General features: G+C 68.3%; 12 protein-coding genes and 2 pseudogenes. 1 reads left to right on the top strand and 13 read right to left on the bottom strand.

Translation table 11 applies throughout. The features are described from left to right. Positions 1-115 precede the first annotated feature (115 nt). A complete protein-coding gene (locus OG246_RS21935; RefSeq protein ID WP_266466072.1) occupies positions 116-2,332 on the top strand; it encodes a family 43 glycosylhydrolase in 2,217 nt (738 codons plus the stop codon). On the opposite strand, the gene OG246_RS21930 is transcribed toward OG246_RS21935, so the two are convergent. The 13 genes and pseudogenes from OG246_RS21930 to OG246_RS21870 form a co-directional block, all read right to left on the bottom strand. Further along, the gene (locus OG246_RS21930; RefSeq protein WP_266466069.1) at positions 2,329-3,123 is read right to left on the bottom strand and encodes an HAD family acid phosphatase; all 795 of its coding nucleotides are present in this window, start codon (positions 3,121-3,123) and stop codon (positions 2,329-2,331) included. The two genes, OG246_RS21935 and OG246_RS21930, sit on opposite strands and share 4 nt — an antisense overlap. Positions 3,124-3,224: 101 nt before the next feature. Beyond that, on the bottom strand, positions 3,225-4,337 hold the full coding sequence (locus OG246_RS21925; protein ID WP_266466065.1) for a chondroitinase-B domain-containing protein: 1,113 nt from the start codon (positions 4,335-4,337) through the stop codon (positions 3,225-3,227). 51 nt (positions 4,338-4,388) lie between these two features. Then, positions 4,389-5,327, bottom strand: a pseudogene (locus tag OG246_RS21920) (pectinesterase family protein); the annotation flags it as partial. Continuing rightward, positions 5,328-6,443, bottom strand: a pseudogene (locus OG246_RS21915) (pectinesterase family protein); the annotation flags it as partial. A gap of 2 nt (positions 6,444-6,445) precedes the next feature. Beyond that, entirely contained in the window at positions 6,446-7,756 is a 1,311-nt protein-coding gene (locus OG246_RS21910; protein ID WP_266466062.1) for a polysaccharide lyase family 1 protein, read from the bottom strand. Between the two features lie 31 nt (positions 7,757-7,787). Continuing rightward, entirely contained in the window at positions 7,788-8,573 is a 786-nt protein-coding gene (locus OG246_RS21905) for a rhamnogalacturonan acetylesterase (protein WP_266466059.1), read from the bottom strand. A 122-nt stretch (positions 8,574-8,695) separates the two neighbouring features. After that, positions 8,696-10,048: a sugar ABC transporter substrate-binding protein gene (locus OG246_RS21900; protein ID WP_266466056.1), complete on the bottom strand. Its 1,353-nt coding sequence runs from the start codon at positions 10,046-10,048 to the stop codon at positions 8,696-8,698. 44 nt (positions 10,049-10,092) lie between these two features. After that, on the bottom strand, positions 10,093-12,096 hold the full coding sequence (locus tag OG246_RS21895) for a pectinesterase family protein (RefSeq protein WP_266466054.1): 2,004 nt from the start codon (positions 12,094-12,096) through the stop codon (positions 10,093-10,095). Between the two features lie 40 nt (positions 12,097-12,136). Then, positions 12,137-13,705, bottom strand: a complete 1,569-nt coding sequence (locus OG246_RS21890) for a glycoside hydrolase 43 family protein (RefSeq protein WP_266466051.1) — start codon at positions 13,703-13,705, stop codon at positions 12,137-12,139. Beyond that, positions 13,705-14,565 (bottom strand): PmoA family protein, encoded by an 861-nt coding sequence (locus tag OG246_RS21885; protein ID WP_266466048.1) that lies wholly within the window; start codon positions 14,563-14,565, stop codon positions 13,705-13,707. The genes OG246_RS21890 and OG246_RS21885 overlap by 1 nt, the downstream gene beginning before the upstream one ends. Then, entirely contained in the window at positions 14,562-15,722 is a 1,161-nt protein-coding gene (locus OG246_RS21880; protein WP_266466045.1) for a Gfo/Idh/MocA family protein, read from the bottom strand. The genes OG246_RS21885 and OG246_RS21880 overlap by 4 nt, the downstream gene beginning before the upstream one ends. After that, positions 15,719-16,612 carry a carbohydrate ABC transporter permease gene (locus tag OG246_RS21875; RefSeq protein WP_266470789.1) on the bottom strand — a complete coding sequence of 298 codons (894 nt, stop codon included), beginning with the start codon at positions 16,610-16,612 and terminating at the stop codon, positions 15,719-15,721. Before OG246_RS21875 ends, OG246_RS21880 begins: the two co-directional genes overlap by 4 nt. Continuing rightward, positions 16,612-17,550 (bottom strand): carbohydrate ABC transporter permease, encoded by a 939-nt coding sequence (locus OG246_RS21870; RefSeq protein ID WP_266466042.1) that lies wholly within the window; start codon positions 17,548-17,550, stop codon positions 16,612-16,614. The genes OG246_RS21875 and OG246_RS21870 overlap by 1 nt, the downstream gene beginning before the upstream one ends. Between the last annotated feature and the right edge of the window lie 5 nt (positions 17,551-17,555).

Genomic DNA, 17,555 nt, shown 5'->3' with positions numbered 1-17,555 from the left:
CGAAATTTTCGCTCGCTCCCGTCCCGCCCGCATCGATTGACGCACCGTCCCCAACTGTTGACACTCCGAAGACGGTTCATCCAACAGAATCCATCAGACCCCCACAGGATGTGTCATGCGAAGCCGCACTGCCCGCACGCTCCTGGTCCCTCTGTTCGCCCTCTTGCTGAGCCTGCTCGCCGCCCCGCCAAGCCCCGCCGCTCAACCCGGAGCACCCCACGTGACCAAGCAGAAGTACGCCGGCTACCTCTTCGCCTACTTCACCGGTGAGGGCACCGCCGACGGCGAGCAGATCCGCTACGCCCTCAGCCGCGGCAACGACCCGCTGCACTGGCGCGAGCTCAACGCCGGAAAGCCCGTCCTCACCTCCGAGCTCGGCGAGAAGGGGCTGCGCGACCCGTTCGTGATCCGCTCCCCCGAGGGCGACAAGTTCTATCTGATCGCCACCGACCTGAAGATGTACCGCAACTCCAGCGGCAGTTGGGACTACGTCCAGCGCCACGGCAGCAAGTCCATCATGATCTGGGAGTCCACCGACCTGGTCCACTGGACCGACCAGCGCCTGGTGAAGGTCTCCCCTGACACCGCGGGCAACACCTGGGCCCCGGAGGCCTATTGGGACGAGTCGCTCGGCGAGTACGTCGTCTTCTGGGCCTCGAAGCTCTACGCCGAGGACGACCCGGACCACACCGGATCGACGTACAACAAGATGCTGTACGCCACCACGAAGGACTTCCGCACCTTCAGCGAGCCGAAGGTCTGGGACGACCCCGGCTACTCGGTGATCGACTCAACGGTCATCAAGAACAAGGGCAGTTACTACCGCTACACCAAGGACGAGCGCGACCCCACCTCCTCCAGCCCCTGCTCGAAGTTCATCACCGGGGAGAAGTCGACCAGCCTCACCGACACCTCGTACGACTTCGTGGCCGACTGCATCGGCAGCGGCTCGATCGACCGCGGCGAGGGCCCGACGGTCTTCAAGTCCAACACCGAGGAAAAGTGGTACCTGTTCATCGACGAGTACGGCGGCCGGGGCTACGTGCCCTTCGAGACGACCGATCTCGACTCAGGTGACTGGACGATGTCGACGGACTACCAGCTGCCGGCCAGCCCCCGGCACGGCACGGTGATGCCGGTGACGCAGGCGGAGTACGACCGGTTGATGGCCGCGTATCCGGTGAGCCCGACGTCGGTCGTGGACGCGACGGCACGCGGGCAGAAGGGGTACGCGATCGTCACCGAAGCCTCCTCGAAGGTGGTGCTGCCGATGAAGGCGGACGCCGATCCGTCGGGGCTCGCCCCGCGTCTGTGGGTCGGTGCGGGTGCAACGGTCACGCCCGCCTCCGGTACCCGCCGGGACTTCCGCAAGCCCCAGAAGTACACCGTGACGGCGGCGGACGGAACGAGCCGGACGTGGACGGTGGAGGCGGTGCCCACGCGAAGTCCCGTGCTTCCCGGGCTGAACGCCGACCCTGACGTCCAGTACCTGGACGGCCGTTACTGGATCTATCCGACGACGGACGGCTACGCGGGCTGGAGCGGGACGAGCTTCAAGGCGTACTCGTCGAAGGACCTCGTCCACTGGAAGGACCACGGTGTGATCCTGGACCTGGGTCCCGACGTGTCGTGGGCCGACAAGAACGCCTGGGCCCCGGCGATCGCCGAGCGCGACGGCAAGTACTACTTCTACTTCTGCGCGGAGCAGCAGATCGGCGTCGCGGTGGCCGACTCCCCGGCGGGCCCCTTCAAGGACGCGCTGGGCAAACCTCTGGTCGCGAAAGGCCAGTTGACGGGCCAGATGATCGACCCGGCGGTGTTCACGGACGACGACGGACAGTCGTATCTCTACTGGGGCAACGGGCGCGGATATGTCGTGCCGCTCAACGACGACATGGTGTCGTTCGACGCCGCGAAGGTGCAGGACATCACCCAGGCGGACTTCCGCGAGGGGTCCTTCGTCGTGAAGCGCCAGGGCACTTACTACTTCATGTGGTCCGAGGACGACACCCGCAGCGAGAACTACCACGTCGCCTACGCGACGGGACCGTCCCCGCTCGGCCCGTGGACCAAGCGGGGCACGATCCTGTCCAAGCGCCCCGAGTACGGCATCAAGGGGACCGGCCACCACTCCGTGGTGAACACCCCCGGCACGGACGACTGGTACATCGTCTACCACCGGTTCGCCCTGAACGGTCCCGGAAAGCCGGGCGGGGACGGCACACACCGGGAGACGACCATCGACCGCATGACGTTCGCGGCCGACGGAACGATTGAGCCGGTGGTGCCGACCCTGGAGTCGATCAAGCCCGTATCTACATCTACGAATTAGCTGACGTAGTACGTCGGGTTCGGGAGCTTGTACGTCTTGTCGGCGTAGCCGCCCTCGAGGTCGGAGTACTGGTCGCCGAAGTTGGCGACGACGTCGTACCCGAGGGACTCGATGTGCTTGCGGGTGCCGGACTTGTACTGCACGGTGGTGCAGTTCCAGGCGGCGGCGGTGGCGCAGGCGCTCAGGTACGACGGCGGGTTGGCCGCGTCCTTGAGGAACATGTGGTCGGCGTCGAGATTGATGTCGGCGCCGACCTTCTTCAGGTTCGCGACCGCGGAGGCGCGCTGCGACTCCTTCAGGCCCGAGTTGTAGAAGACCTCGACACCCTTGGACTCGGCGTACGCGACGAGTTCGGGGGTGCCGAAGACGGCCGGACGGTCGGCCTTGGCCACGTACTCGGCCCAAGTGGCCGAGCTGTACGTGTAATTGGACTTCTTCTCGTAGTCGAGGGAGAGCAGCAGCGTGTCGTCGATGTCGAAGACGACCGCGGGCTTCTCGCCCTTGTGCTTCGCCTTGTCCGCGACCTTCTTGATGTACTTCTTCGCGTCGGCCTCGATGCGCGCGAGGTCCTTGGCGTACGGGCTGTCCTTGGACGCCTGATACACGCCATTGCTGTCGAGCGTGGTGCCGTAGTAGGTGTCGATCTCCTGGACCAGGAGCCCGATGTTGTGGGGCTCGGTGGTGCTGTTCGCCGTCGACTGGTCGGCGGTGGCGACACCGGTGCCGTACAGGGCGGCACCGGCGACGGCACAGGTGGCGGCGATGGCCGCTATACGCAGTGGCTTATGCATGACAGGTTTCTACGCGCGTAACCCGCCCGAGCGCGAGACTCGTTGCCTGATGGTTACCGAGTTCATAGACAACCTTTAGGCCTCGCGCTCTCTGGCCGGTTTCAGTTCATCGTGGCGCCGATCGTCGTGGACCCCGTCGTCAGGAACGTCGTCGCGGGCAGCGCGCCGCCGGACTGGCGGGAGTTGTACGTGGTGGACGCGTCCGTGGAGATGAAGGACGGGGTGGAGATGCCGGAGTCCCAGTTGTTGCCGGCGGAGGTCACCGAGGAGCCCTTGGAGACGGCCGCCGAGCCGTTGCTCACGGCGAGGTTCTTGCCGAGCTTCGCGGAGCTGGTGGCGAAGTAGTAGCCGTACTTGCCGTTGGCGTACGCGGTGGTGCGGTTGATGACGATCGCGCCGGTGTTGGAGTTCTCGGTGAAGCCGCTGCCCGCGTTGTCCCAGGCGGCGGAGTTGTTGACGACGTGCGCGACGACCTCGCCGTCGCCGCCCAGCTTGTAGCCGTTGCCGTCGCCCGCGAAGGCCGAGTCGGACCAGCGGTTCCTGCCGTTGCCGAAGGCCCAGGTGTGCTCGACGGTGACGGGCGAGGAGAAGGACCAGAAGTCGAGGCCGTCGTCCGAGTTGTTGTAGAGGCGGGCGCCGGTGATCAGGTTCCCGGTGCCGGAGCCGAACTTCACGGCCACGCCGTCCGCGTTCTCGCCGTGGGTGGCGGCGTCGTAGTGGCCGTAGGAGTCGATGTTCCTGACCGTGTTGTTGACGGTGCCGTCGCCGGTGAGCGTGAAGCCGGAGTCGCCGCCGTTGATGGTCTTGATGTTGCTCCACACCGTGCCGGTGCAGGACTGGCAGACGACGGCGCTGTCCGGCGAGTTCTGGAAGGTGATGCCCGAGACGTTCCAGTAGTCGGCGGTCAGCTTGAAGATCCAGGCGCCGGCGGGCAGCGAGGAGCCGTCGATCTTCACCGTCTCCGAGCCGTACGCCTGGAGGGTGACCGGGCTCGACGAGGTGCCGTTGGCCGTCGACTGGAGCGTGGCCGTCGGGTAGTACGTGCCGGCGCGCACCTGGATGACCGTGCCGGCGCTCGCGCCGGAGATCGCGCTGGTCAGCTCGGCGGTGGTGTCCACGACGACGGTCGCGGCCTGGGCCTGGGTGGGGAGTGCGGCGAGGCCTGCGCCCAGCGCCAGGGCGGCGCCGAGGGAGAGAGCGGTACGACGAGACATGGAGTGCGGTCCTTTCGTCGATTCAGCGATTCAGCGATCTGTACGGGGAGTTCACGGGCGCCAGTCGCCGAGATACGCCGCACGGGTGTGCGCCTCGGCCTCGGCGTCCGTGAGTTGGGGGCGGTTCTCCGGCACGGTGATCTCCGCGCCGGGGCCTGTGTTGCGGTACTCGCGAAAGCGCATGGTCTGCCACGGGTAGGCCTCGCGCATGTTGATGTAGGGCGTGGTCGCGTCGATGCCGGCGCCGAGTCGGGTCTCCCGTACGACGAGTGAGGGCCAGGCCGTCGTCTCGTACGAGGGCACCCAGGGCCGCGCGATCTTGTACGCCCCGTCCTCGGCGCCGGATGTGATCCGGCCGCCCACGGCCAGGAAGCCGTACGGGTTCGCGCGGGCCGTGGAGGGCGCGAAGACCATCCCCTCGGGTCTGAAGGTGACGTCCCGGTCGAGGGTGTGGAAGTGACAGCGCTCGAAGACGGCGGTGGCCCGCCCGAAGACGAAGTCGACGTCGCCCTCGATGTAGCAGTCGCGGTAGTACTGCCGGTCGAAGGAGGTGAGCGCCGTGGTGTCCGCGAACAGGGTGTCCTGGTGGGCCAGCAGGCGTACCTGTGAGAAGGACGAGCGGTCGCCGGTGACGTATGCGGCGACGGCCTGCGTTCCGGTGATCTCCGGGTGGTCCGCGCGCAGCCAGTCGTTGGCGATCGTCAGCCCTCGTACGGTCAGCCCGGGCGCCACCGAGGTGAAGGTGGCGGAGCCCGCGGTGCCGTACGTCCCTGAACCGTCCGGCTTCTGCGTCCCGTTGGCGTTGTCGTAGACGATGACGGCCGCGCGCGGGTCACGGCTGGCGCCTCGGATCGTCAAGTCCCCTTTGCTCGCAGGGATGTTGACGACTTCGCGATAAATACCCGGGTGCACGACGATCGTCCAGCCGGGGCCGGTCACGGCGTCCACGGCGGCCTGGACGGAGCCACCGGGACGGACCTGGAGAGTGCGCCCACGCCAGGGCGCCCAGTCGCCGAGATACTCCTCACGCGTCGCGAACTCGGCCTGTTCGTCGGTTAGTTGAGGCCGGTTGGCCGGGGCGCTGATCTCGGCCCCTGGACCCGTGTTGCGGTACTCGGCGAACCGCTGGCTCTGCCACGGATAGGTGTCCGACATGTTGGTGTAGGGCGCCACCGCGTCGATGCCGGCGTCGAGACGGGTGTCGCGGACGGTCAGCATGGGCCGGGCCGTGGTGTCCGAGCCGGGCACCCAGGGTCGGGCCAACTTGTAGTAGGTGTCGGGGGCTTCGCTGGTGACACGGCTCCGGGTGACCAGGTAGCCGCGCGGGTTGGCGACGGCGGTGGACGGCGCGAAGACGAAGCCGTACGGGGCGGTGGCCAGGTCGGTGCGGTTCAGGGTGTGGAAGTGGCAGTGCTCGTACACGGCCGTCGCCCGCCCGAAGACGAAGTCGACGTCGCCCTCGATGAAGCAGTGCGCGAAGTACTGGCGGGCGACGGTGCCGAGCGCCATCGAGTCGGCGTACAGCGTGTCCTGGTGCCCGAGGAACCGGCAGTGCTCGAAGGCCGAGCGGTCGCCCTGCACCTTGATGGCGACGGCCTGGGTGCCGGTGATCTCGGGGTGTTCGGCGCGCAGCCAGTCGTTGGCGAAGGTGATCCGGCGGGCGGTGAACCCGTCGGCCTGCACGGTCGTGGTCGCGGACCCGGTCGTGCCGTAGGTGCCGCCGCCGGGCTTGGGCGTGCCGTTGGCGTTGTCGTAGACGATCATGACATCGCGCGGGTTCTCGGAGGCGCCGATCCAGGTCATCTCCGTGCGGTCGGTGCCGACGGCGACGGTCTCGCGGTAGGTGCCGGGCGCGATGACGAGCGTACGGCCGCTCCCGGTCGCGGCGTTGACGGCGGCCTGGACGGTGGTGTGGTCGCCGAGGCCGCCCGGGTGGACGTACAGGGTCTGTCCGGTGAGGCGTGCGGACGGCGAACCGTAACGCCCGAAGGGGGCGCGTTCCATGACGCGGGCGGCGCGGGCGGCGGGGGCCGCGAGCCCGAGAGCCAGTGCGGCTCCGGTGCTCGCGACGACGAACGCCCTTCTGCTGAGCGGGAGTTCGGCCATGGTCAGCAGATCTCTCCGGCGCCCGCGCGGTGGTCGACGATGCCGGGAACGGCCCTCGGCGAATCCACCTTCGTGCGCAGCGTCGGCGTCCACCCGGCGCCGGACTGGAGCGTCTCGGCCGGGATCTCCGCGTTGTGCACGGCGATCAGGTCGACGAGCACGCCGTTGACGTAGTTGTTCTCGGCGGTGAGCGGCGCCTCGCTCCACTTCTTCAGGGTCTTGGCGGCGCTGATGCCGGCCGGCAGCGAGAAGGCGTTCTTCTCGGCGTACAGCTGCGAGGCGATACCGACGCCGAAGGAGTACGAGTACGACTGGCCCTCGGCGACCACGAAGTGGTTGTTGTACGCGTCGACCTGCCCGAAGCGGACACGCGGCGCGCGCTCCACGATGCCCTCGAAGAGGTTGTGGTGCAGCGTGACCTTGAGCTTGCCGGTGTCGGTCGAGGCGGCGCTGTCGCTGTTGCCGATCATCAGGGTCTTGTCGTGGTCCTGGAAGGAATTCCAGGACGCCGTCACGTAGTTGGCGCCGCGCACGATGTCGAGGAGGCCGTCGTGCTGCTGGTAGACCTCACCGAAGTAGGTCGGCAGTGTGCTGTCGGGATAGCGGCCGTCGCTCAGGGTGTTGTGGTCGATCCACACATGGGTGGAGCCGTAGACGACGACCGCGTCGTACTCGGAGTTCCACGCGCCGGTCGCACCGTCGGTCGGGTCCCACTGCGGGAAGCAGTCGAGCGGGGCCTCGAAGGTGAGGTTGCGGAGGATGACGTTGTCCACGCCCTTGATCTGGAGGCTGCCGCCCCGGATGCCGGCGTTCTTGCCGACGCCGAGGATGGTGGTGTTGGCGGGGACGTTCGCCTTGATGACCTTGTCCTGGTTGGCGGCGGAGACCGCGCGCAGTCCTTCGGGGCTGTCGGCGGGCTCCCCGGTGAGGTCGGTGTCCAGACCCCAGTTCTCCGGTGAGTACTTCTCCAGGTAGGCGGCGAAGTCGTAGCCCGTCGCTTCGAAGGCCGCGCAGCCCTCGGCGACCGGGTCGATCGTGCCCTTGACCTTGATGATCTTCGGCGCCGTGCCGCCCGCGGCGAGCGCGGCCTTGAACTCGGCCCAGGTGGTGACCGTGTAGACGTGGTCGGCGTCGGCGGCCGAACCGCCGGTGGTGCCGGTGCCCTCGGAGCCCCAGCCGTCACCTGCGGCGAGGGTCTGGCGGCCGGGATCGCCGGCCTGCGCTTGTGCCGTGGTGCCCGTGAGGGCGAGGACCAGGGCAGTGCACCCGACCAGCGAAGCTATGACGCGTGCATGACACATCCGTGTGCTCATTGTGCGGCTCTCTTTCCGTCGGATCAGGGGGTCAGGCGGTGGGCCAGGTGATCCACGACTCGGGGATCTCTTCGCCGAGACGGCGTACGTCCCTGGGCGCGAGCACCCTCCGGTGCAGCAGCCCGGCCGCGACCATCCGGGCCACGGCGATCGCCCCGGGCGGGTTGAAGTGCGTGTTGTCCTGCTCGGTCGCGGTCCAGTTGAAGTACTTCTTCGTCTCCTCCACTCCGAGCCGCTGCCACAGGGCCAGCGACTGGGCCTGGATGTCGAGCAGCGCGACTCCCTCGTCCGCCGCGAGGGCGCGCACCGACGCCGGGTAGTCGCCGTGGGTCGGCACGGCGTTGCCGTCCGCGTCGAACTTCCTGCGCTCCACGGAGGTGGCGAGAACGGGACGGGCACCACGGGCCCGAGCTCCGTCGACGTACAGCCGGAGGTAGTCCTGATACGTCGTCCAGGGCTCGGTGTACCGGACGGGATCGGCACTCTTCTCGTCGTTGTGCCCGAACTGGACGAGGAGGAGGTCACCGGGCCTGATCGCTTCGAGGACGACGTCGAGACGCCCCTCGTCGACGAAGCTCTTCGAACTCCGCCCGTTCACCGCATGGTTGGCGACCGCCAAGTCCTCACGGAGGAAGAACGGGAGAGCCATCCCCCAGCCGGTCTCGGGAGCGGCATCGGCGTACTTCTGGGCAGCGGTGGAGTCACCGGCGATGTAGAGGGTGCGTCCGGTGCGGGCCGACGCGGGGGATGCAGAGGCGGCGGCAAGGGGAACGGCGGCAAGGGCCGCGGTGGTGATCTGTCTACGGCTAAGGGACACGACGCTGTGCCTTCCAAGAGGGAGTGCGATTCAAGGGGCGCGGGGAACTGCGCGACCAGCCACAGCCGGTCCGCGGCCGGAACACAACGGTTCAGACCACGGACCGACCCGCGGCATCAACGTCAGCCCTGCTGTGCCGTCCACTCGGCCTGCGCCTCATTGAGCTGCTCGGCAACCGTGTCGAGGAACTCCTCCGCCGACATCTTCCCGAGCAACACCTTCTGGAAATTCGGCTCGTTGTCAGCCTTGGAGATCGTGTTCCAGTCCGGCAGGTAATACGGCAGCTGCACAATCTTGGTGCTGCCACTACTCAACGCCTCAGCGGCGAGCTTCGTAGGCTCGGCCTCGTCGATCCAAGCGTCCTGCGCGGCCTCCGTGTTGGAGGGAATCGCCCCAGCGGACTCGTTCCACTTGCTGTTCGACTCGTGCGACGCGGCGAACTCGATGAACTTCCAGGCCGCCGTCTTGTTCTTGCTGGACTTGAACAGGGCGAGTCCGTCGACGGGGTTGGAGACCTGAACGCGCGTGCCGTCGTCCGAGGTCGGGTTCGCGAGCCCACGGAACTTGTCGACGCCCAGGGCCTTCACGTGATCCTGGTAGGAGCCCAGGTTGTGGTTCAGCATGCCGATCTTGCCGCTGTCCCACTGGGCGACCATCTTGGTGAAGTCGTTGTTGACGTCCGCCTCGGGGGTGTCCTTCTTGTAGAGCGCGACGTACTTCTCCAACGCGGCCACGTTCTTCGGGTCGTTGACCGTGGTCTTGTCACCGTTCCAGAACTCGGTGATCCCGGTCTGGCCGTACATCGCGTCCAGGGCCTGCGCGATGGAGCCCGCGCCGCCGCGGATGGTGTAGCCGAACTCGTTCTTGTCCCGGTCGGTCAGCTTGTCCGCGGCCTCGTAGAACTTCGTCCAGGTGGTGGGCGCGTCCAGGCCCGCCGCCTCGAACAGATCGGTGCGGTAGTACAGCACACCGTTGCTGGCCGAGGTGGGGATGGTGAACAGCTTCTCCTGGCCGCCCGCGGCGGTCACCGACTCGACCATGCCCTCGTTCAGCTTGCCGTTGAGCGAGCTCTTCTCCAGACGCGAGTCGAGAGGTTCGAGGGCGTTCTGTGCGGCGATCCCGGCGAGCATCGCCGCGCCGACCCCGCCGACGTCCGGCAGACCGCCGCCCTGGATGGAGGTGTCGTACTTGGACTGGACGTTCTCGGCGGGCACTCCGACATAGTTGACCTTGATGTCGGGGTACTTCTTCTCGAAGTCCTTGATGATCTCCATCCAGATGTCACGACGGACGGCCGTGTTGTTGTCCCAGAAGGTGATCTCGCCCTTGCCCGAGCCCTCGTCGCCCTTGTCGCCGCCGGCACCACTGCCGTCGTCGCCACAGGCGGTGGCGGTCAGCGCGAGCACGGCGCCCACCGCGACGGCCGCGGCCGCACGTCGCCCGCCTCGGCTGCTTCTACGCGTACTGATCTTCATTGATCGGCTCTCTTCTTCTGGATGGAAACACTGGTGTGCAGAGGTCAGTGGTGGGCGTGGGGCGCCCAGCCATCGGCCCCGGACAGGTAGTTGGCGACCGTGTACGTGGCCGCGTCGGCATCCGGCAGCTGCGGCCGGTCGGCGGTGACGGCGGAACCGGGCCCGTACGTCCGGTACTCCGCGAACCGCGCGTCCTTCCACGAGAAGCCGCTCATGTCGGTCCACGGCGAGGACTTCACCGCGGCCGGCAGTTCGGTGTCGCGGATCAACACCTGTGCGACGGCGTCGACTTCGCCGCCGGGGTGCCAGGGCCGGCCGAGGTGGAAGGACTCGGCAGGAGCGTCGCTCACGATCCTCGACCGGGTGATCAGGAACCCGTACGGATTGCCCTTCCAGGTCGAAGCGGCCGTGATGTAGCCGTTGTTGGTGGCCGAGCCGCGGCTGAGCGCCTTGATGACGGAGCGCTCGACGACGGTGGTCGCGCGTCCGTAGATGAAGTCGACATCGCCCTCGATGTACGAGTCGCGGATGTAGACCCGGCTGATGGCGGTCAGGCTGGGGCTGTCGGTCATCAGCGTGTCCTGGTTGCCCAGGAAGGCCGTGTCCTCGAAGACGATCCGGTCGCCCGTCGTCTTCATCGCGAGGGCCTGCTCGCCGTTCAGTTCGTGCGCGGCCTCGTCGAAGTCGTTGCTGAAGGTGAGGTTGCGCGCCGTGACGTCGTTCGCGGCGATCCGTACGGTGGCACTCCCGGTGGAGCCGCCGTACGCGGCCGGCGTGTCGTGGACGATGACGGTGTCGGAGCGGTCCTGTCCGGTCCCCCGCAGCAGAATCCGGGGCTTGGCCGCGGGGATGAACACCTTCGCCCGGTACGTTCCCGGCGCGATCGACACGGTCACCGCACTGTTGTTGCCGTCCGGAACCGCGTCCACGGCGGCCTGGACCGTCGGATAGTCGGAGGGGACGTTCAGTTCGACGGCGCCGATCCGCTCCTGCGGTCCGGAGAAGCGGGTGACGAGGGCCGGGACGGCGGAAGCAGGGTCCAGCCGGTAGTCGTAGAGGTCCCGCGGTTCGAAGGCGGCACCCCACTCGTCGTGCCGCCCGGCGGTGTTCCGCAGGATCGACCCGCGCTGCACCAACTCGGCGGTGGCGTCGGCCTGGTAGGGGTGCTGGACGCCGTCGTAGTAGCTGTTCTCGATGACCATCTTCGTGTGGCCGCGCGACCAGTTGCCGTACGTCCACACCGGATCGCCGTCATCGACCTGTGCCGAGAGGTAGTTGTTGTAGAGGTGTGCGTAGGCGCAGTTGTCGGCGGAGGGGTTGCGCTGCTTCGTGCCGGTGAACCAGTTGTGGTCGATGGTGATCTGGGTGAGCACATTGGACGTCCAGCCGATCCCCAACGCCTTGTTGTGGTCGGCGAACCGGTTGTAGGACACGGTGATGTACTGGCTGTCCTTGCGGATGTCGAGCAGCCCGTCGCCCATGTGCGTGAACCTGTTGTGGTCGATCCACACGTGGTCGACGGTGTCCATCTGGATCGCGTCGAAGTCCTGCGTCTTGCCGTCCCAGTCGCCCTCGACGTACGAGTCCCGGATCGTCAGATTGCGGATGATCACGTTGTGCGTGCCGGGGTTGAGATGGAGCTCCCCGTGGACGATCTCGCCGCTGTCGCCGACGCCGATGACCGTCTTGTCCGAGGCCACCACGATGTCCGAGCCGAAGGGCTCGACGGCGATCGCCCCGGACACCCGGATGATGTACGGCTCCTCGGCGGCCGCGTACCGGGCGAGTGAGGCCTGATCGGTGACCGTGACGACCTTGCCGCCCGCACCGCCGGTGGTGCCGCCGTCGAGGGAGGCGAATCCATGGGCCCGGTCGGTCCAGCGGTCGGCCGAGGACGTGTTCCCGGACGCGCGGTCCGGCGCCGGTGCGGCGGCCTTCGCCTGGCCGATCGCCCCGAGGGTCAGGGCGGCCACCAGGCCCACCACGGCGGCCAGGGTCCTCCCTCGGGGCGGCGGCCCCGGCAAGCGCTTGCTATGGAGGTGCGTCATTGCGGCTCCCAACAGGCGTACGGATGGCAGGAAGTGACCCTCAGGGGGTCGCGGTGATGCGGAACTGCGTGAACGAGGCCGCGCCGGCGTGTCCCCCGCCGACGGGCGCGAGCGCGAAGAGTCCGAGCAGGGCGCCGACCCAGCGCCAGGGGGTGGCGGCGAAGACCTGGCCCGAGGGCTGCCGGCCGGCGCCGACGTCGTAGAAGAAGCGGCAGCGCGCTCCGGCGCCGATCTCGATCCAGAGCCGTGCCCGTCCCCCGGGCGCCTCCACCGGATGCGCGCCCTCGCGCTCCCGCTCGGCGACCGACTCGGCGAACCGGTGTACGAGCTGCACCGACCCGCCTTCGCCCCGCTGTAGCCCGATCCAGCTGAAGGCGTCTCCGAGGACGGCGAGCCCGGCCCTGGCTCCCAAGTCCTCGCTGTTGAGCGACAGTTCGACCTCGACGGTGGCGGCGATCCCGGGCAGCCGCTGGGTGAGGACGTTCGGTAACTTGCGCAGATCGTGCGCGTCGACGGTCCGTACGCAGGTCAGCCGCAGTCCGTCGGCGGAGTGCTGGGTGGCCCAGCCGTCCTGCGGATTGGCGGTCCACTGCCACTGGCGTCCGAACCGGCCGCCGGGGAAGTCGTCGTCGGTGGCGGGCGCGGAAGGCGGCTGGGGCGGCAGATCGGGCTTCTTGTGTACGGCGACGGGGGCGCCCTCGTCGCCGAGTACCGGCCAGCCTCCCCCGGTCTCGGCTTCGCTCGACCCGGAGGCGCCCCCATGGCCCCAGCGCATCGGCTGGAGGTGGACGACCCTCCCGTACGGGCCGCGCTGCTGGAAGTGCGCGAACCAGTCCTCGCCGTGCTGCGTGCGCACCCAGGCGCCCTGGTGCGGGCCGTTGACCTCGGTGCCGCCCTGTTCGAGGACGACCCGCTCCTCGTACGGGCCGAAGAAGTCGCGCGAGCGGAAGACGCCCTGCCAGCCGGTCTCCACTCCCCCGGCGGGGGCGAAGATCCAGAACCAGCCGTCGTGGCGGTAGAGCTTGGGCCCTTCGAGGGTGAACCAGCCGGGCAGCCGGTCGGCGTCGACGATGACCTTGCCTTCGTCGAGCAGTCCGGTGCCGTCGGGCCGCATCCGGTGACCGGTGAGCCGGTTCTTGACCCCGGAGCGGGACTTGGCCCAGGCGTGCACGAGATACGCCTCGCCGCTCTCGTCGTCCCACAGCGGACAGGCGTCGATGAGTCCCTTGCCCTGCTTGACGAGGTGCGGGCGGGTCCAAGGTCCTCTGATCTCGGGGGCGTTGACCTGGAAGATGCCCTGGTCCGGGTCGCCCCAGAAGATCCAGAAGCGGTCGTCGTGGTGTCGCAGGGACGGCGCCCACACTCCGCAGTCGTGCCTCGGCCTCCTGAACTCCTTGGCGGGTTCGAGGAGTTGGAGAGCGTGTCCGACGAGCGTCCAGTTGACCAGGTCGCGCGAGTGCAGCAGCGGCAGGCCCGGGACGCGGCCGAAGCTGGAGGCGGTGAGGTAGTAGTCGTCGCCGACGCGGAGGAGGTCGGGGTCGGACCAGTCGGCGTCGAGGACGGGGTTGCGGTAGGTGCCGTCACCGAGGTCGGAGGAGGGCAGGGCCATCAGGGGCTCACCGCCTTCCGTACGAGTGCCGCGGCCTCGCCGCGTTCGAGGCGGCCGTCGGCGACGACGGTGACGATCCGCCGTACGACCGTCTCCCCGGCCGCGACCGGCAGCCGTTCGTCGTGGGCGAGGGAGGAGCCGACGCCCGGGTACTCGGTCGTGCGCACGAACCAGGGGTCGCGCCGGGTCGTTTCGGTGGCCCCGGCGAAGACGAGGGTCCAGCCGGCACCCGCGAGACCGACCCAGTCGGCGCGGCTGCCGTGCACGGCGTCCTCGCCCTCGGTACCGGCGGTGAAGACGACCGGTGCCTCGGCCTCCTTGCGGGCCCGCCAGAAGAAGCCGCCGTAGGCCGCGCCGGGCCGCCCGTTGGTGGCGGGACTGCCGAGGGACAGCGCGTCCGGGGTCGTATTGGTCAGCGAGAAGGTGAAATCCAACGCCCAGGCGGTGTCGGTGAGTTCGGTGGCGGAGACGGTACGCCGTTCGCGCAGCAGCTCGCCGCCCGCGGCCACCCAGCGCAGCTCCTCCACGAAGCCGTCGGGGTCGCGCAGCTGGAAGCTCAGGTGCCGCTGGGCGCCGTGGTTGTCCAGTTCGGTCGGCCCCTGGTCGCGTACATAGGTGCGCCCGCCCCAGAAGTTGTGCCCCTCGACGTCGGGAACGGCGACACCGACGCCGAGGTGGTGTGCGTGGTCGGCGGGGCTGAGTTCGGTGACAGCCGTGCCGGCCAGGGTGGTGACGGGGTGCAGATACGGGCGCGGCGAGAGGCGGGGCGACAGCTCGGGCCGGGTGATGTACCGGCCTACCGGGCGGTCCCCGATCCGCAGGACCAGCGAGTCGTTGTTCATGGAGCTCATGGAGTTCATCGCGTGCTCACCTCGTTCGGGAGCGCCCAGGAGGCGCCCATCTCGGAGTAGAGGGCGAGGGTGTCGGCAGCGGCGGCCACGAGTCTGTCGATGCCGTGGACGACCCGGCGGTTCTCCCCGGGGAGCAGCTCCCAGGCGTCCGCGGGCAGTTCGACCGGGTCGGGTGCCTGCCGGATCGCTTCGACGACCTTCATGAACGCACCCGTGGATTCGGGGGTGACCAGCAGCTCGGCCCCGTCCGTCAGGTGCTCGACGAGGTTCTCGAGGAGGTCCGTCCTGTCGTACTCGAGCTCCTCGGGGCCGCGCCCGGACCGCTGCACCAGCACGCGGTCCTGCTTGTACCAGAAGGTGATCCGCCCGCTGCCGCCGTGCACCAGGACGTACGGTTCGTCGGGCTGTTCGGCGCAGAGTGTGGCGGCGACGGTGATACGGCCCTTCGCGGTGGTGATGCGCACGCACGAGGTGTCGTCGGACTCGATGTCGTTGGCCCGCAGCAGCTCGGTCTCGATCCGCTCGACGTCCTCGGCGCGGGTGGAACCGTCAAGGGCCAGCGCGGTGGCGACGGCGTGTGCGAGCGGGTTCGTCAGCACTCCGTCGATCACGTCGGCGCCGTTCATGCGCCGCCTGCCCGCCCATGGCGCCCGCCGGTAGTACGCCTCGTCGCGCGCCCAGGCCCCGGCCGCGCCGATCCCGACGACCGGGCCGAGCGCGCCCTCGGCGATCAGCTTCCGGATCGCGGGCACGGCGTGCGAGCCGAGCGACTGGAAGCCGATCTGGCAGACGACTCCGGCGGCGGCGACCCCGTCGGCCATCCTGCGGAACTCGGAGTACGAGGGCGCGGGCGGCTTCTCCAGGAGCAGGTGTACGCCCTTCGCGGCGGCGGTCAGCGCCAGGCCGGTATGGGTGGGGATGGGCGTGCAGATCACGGCGATCGCGGCGCCGGTGGAGTTGAGGAGTGCCCCGAAGTCGGCGGACTGCTCAGGGAGTTGGTCCCAGTCGAGCTCCTCCTCGGTCAGCGGTGTCAGCTCGCAGATGCCCGCCAGTCGTACAAGACCCTTGTCCTGAAGCCGGCGGATGTTCTCCAGGTGCCAGCGGCCGTGCCCGCGGGCACCGGCGAGGACGACCGGCAGCGGAAGCGTGTTCCCGAGCGTGCTCATCCCTTCACCGCCCCCGCACTGAAGCCGGTGATCAGCCACTTCTGGATGAACGCGAAGACGATGACGACCGGCACGGCGGCGATGATGCCGCCCGCCGCGAGCGCGCCCAGGTCGACGCTGTCGGAGCTCATCAGCGTGTTGAGGCCGACAGGGAGGGTCTGCTTGTCCTGGTTGCTGAGGAACATCAGGGCGAACAGGAAGTGGTTCCAGGAGTGCACGAAGGCGAAGGAGCCGACCGCGATCAACCCGGGCCGCAGCAACGGCAGTACGACGACCCGGAAGGCCGTGAAGCGGTTGCAGCCGTCGACCCAGGCGGCCTCCTCCAGGGAGTACGGCACGTTCCTGATGAACCCGCTGATCAGGATCATCGACAGCGGCAGCTGGAAGACCGTCTCGGCGATGATGACGCTGCCGAGCGAGTTGAGCATCTGGAGCTTGGCGAAGATCTGGAAGAGGGGGACGAGGAGCAGCGCGCCCGGCACGAACTGGGAGCAGAGCAGGGCGAGCATGAAGGCGCGCTTGATCCTGAAGTCGAAGCGGGCCAGGGCGTATCCGCCGGCGAGCGCGACGACCGTGGTCATCACGAGCGTGGCGACGCCGACGAGGATGCTGTTCTGGAAGTAGGTCCCGAAGCTGCGCTCGGTCCACACCTTGTCGAAGTGCTCGAAGGTCATGGGCCACGGCACGAGCGAGGTGGAGCCCGCCGGGCGGAGCGCGAAGAGGAGGATCCAGTAGAAGGGGATGAGGGTGAAGAGCAGGTAGATGCCGAGCGGAACGTAGATCTGCCAGCGCGGGACCTCGTCCCAGGCCCGGCGCCTCTTCCGTGGGCGCTGCGGCTCGGCGGGCGCGAGTGCGGGAGTGGGCGTGACCTCGACGGCCTCCTTGGTGATCACTTGTCTCCGCCTCCGAACTTGCTCAGCCGCAGGTAGACGATCGAGCAGAACAGCAGGATCACGAACGCGACGGTGGTCAGGGCGGACGCGTAGCCGAAGTTGTGGGCGTCGACGCTGGTGTTGGCGATGTAGAGCGGAAGCGTGGTCGTCTCGCCTGCTGGTCCACCGCCCGTCAGGGTGTAGAGCAGGTCGACGTTGTTGAACTCCCACACCGCGCGCAGCAGCGTGGACAGGACGATGGCGTCCTTCAGGTGCGGCAGTGTGATGTGCAGGAACTGCCGGAAGCGGCTCGCGCCGTCGACCTCCGCGGCCTCGTACAGGTCCTTGGAGACGGACTGGAGATCGGCGAGGATCAGGATCGCGAAGAAGGGGACTCCGCGCCACAGGTCGGCGACGACCGCGGCCGGGAAGACGGTCGAGGTGTCCGACAGCAGGCTGGTGCCGTACGTACCGATGCCCGCGTCCGCGAGGTAACGGGTGATGCCCGTCTGGGAGTTGTAGAGCAGCACCCAGATCGCGGAGGTCAGCACACCGGAGACGGCCCAGGGCGAGAAGACCAGCGCGCGGCCGATCGCCCGCCCGACGAAGGTCTGGTTGACGATCAGCGCGAGAGCGAGACCGAAGAGCAGTTGCAGTCCGACCTCGACGAAGACCCACTTGGCGCTGAAGGTCAGCGTGTCCCAGAACTGCGGGTCGTCGGTGAAGGCGTGCACGAAGTTGTCGAAGCCCGCGTAGCCGTTGCGCCAAGGCTTGGTGGGGTTGTAGTTCTGCAGGCTGTAGTAGAAGACGCTGATGACCGGGTAGGCGATGAAGCCCAGCATCAGCAGGCCCGCCGGGGCGATCAGCAGATACGGGAGCTTGCGGGGCGTCGCTGAGCCACGGCGCCGCCGGGGTGGCGCCGCGGGCTGTTTCGCCACGGCTGCGGCTTGGGCCATGACTG

Source organism: Streptomyces sp. NBC_00620 (genome assembly GCF_026341825.1).
Taxonomy (GTDB): Bacteria; Actinomycetota; Actinomycetes; order Streptomycetales; family Streptomycetaceae; genus Streptomyces.
Note: the sequence above shows the minus strand (reverse complement) of the source record. Positions and strands in the feature narration are given on the sequence as shown.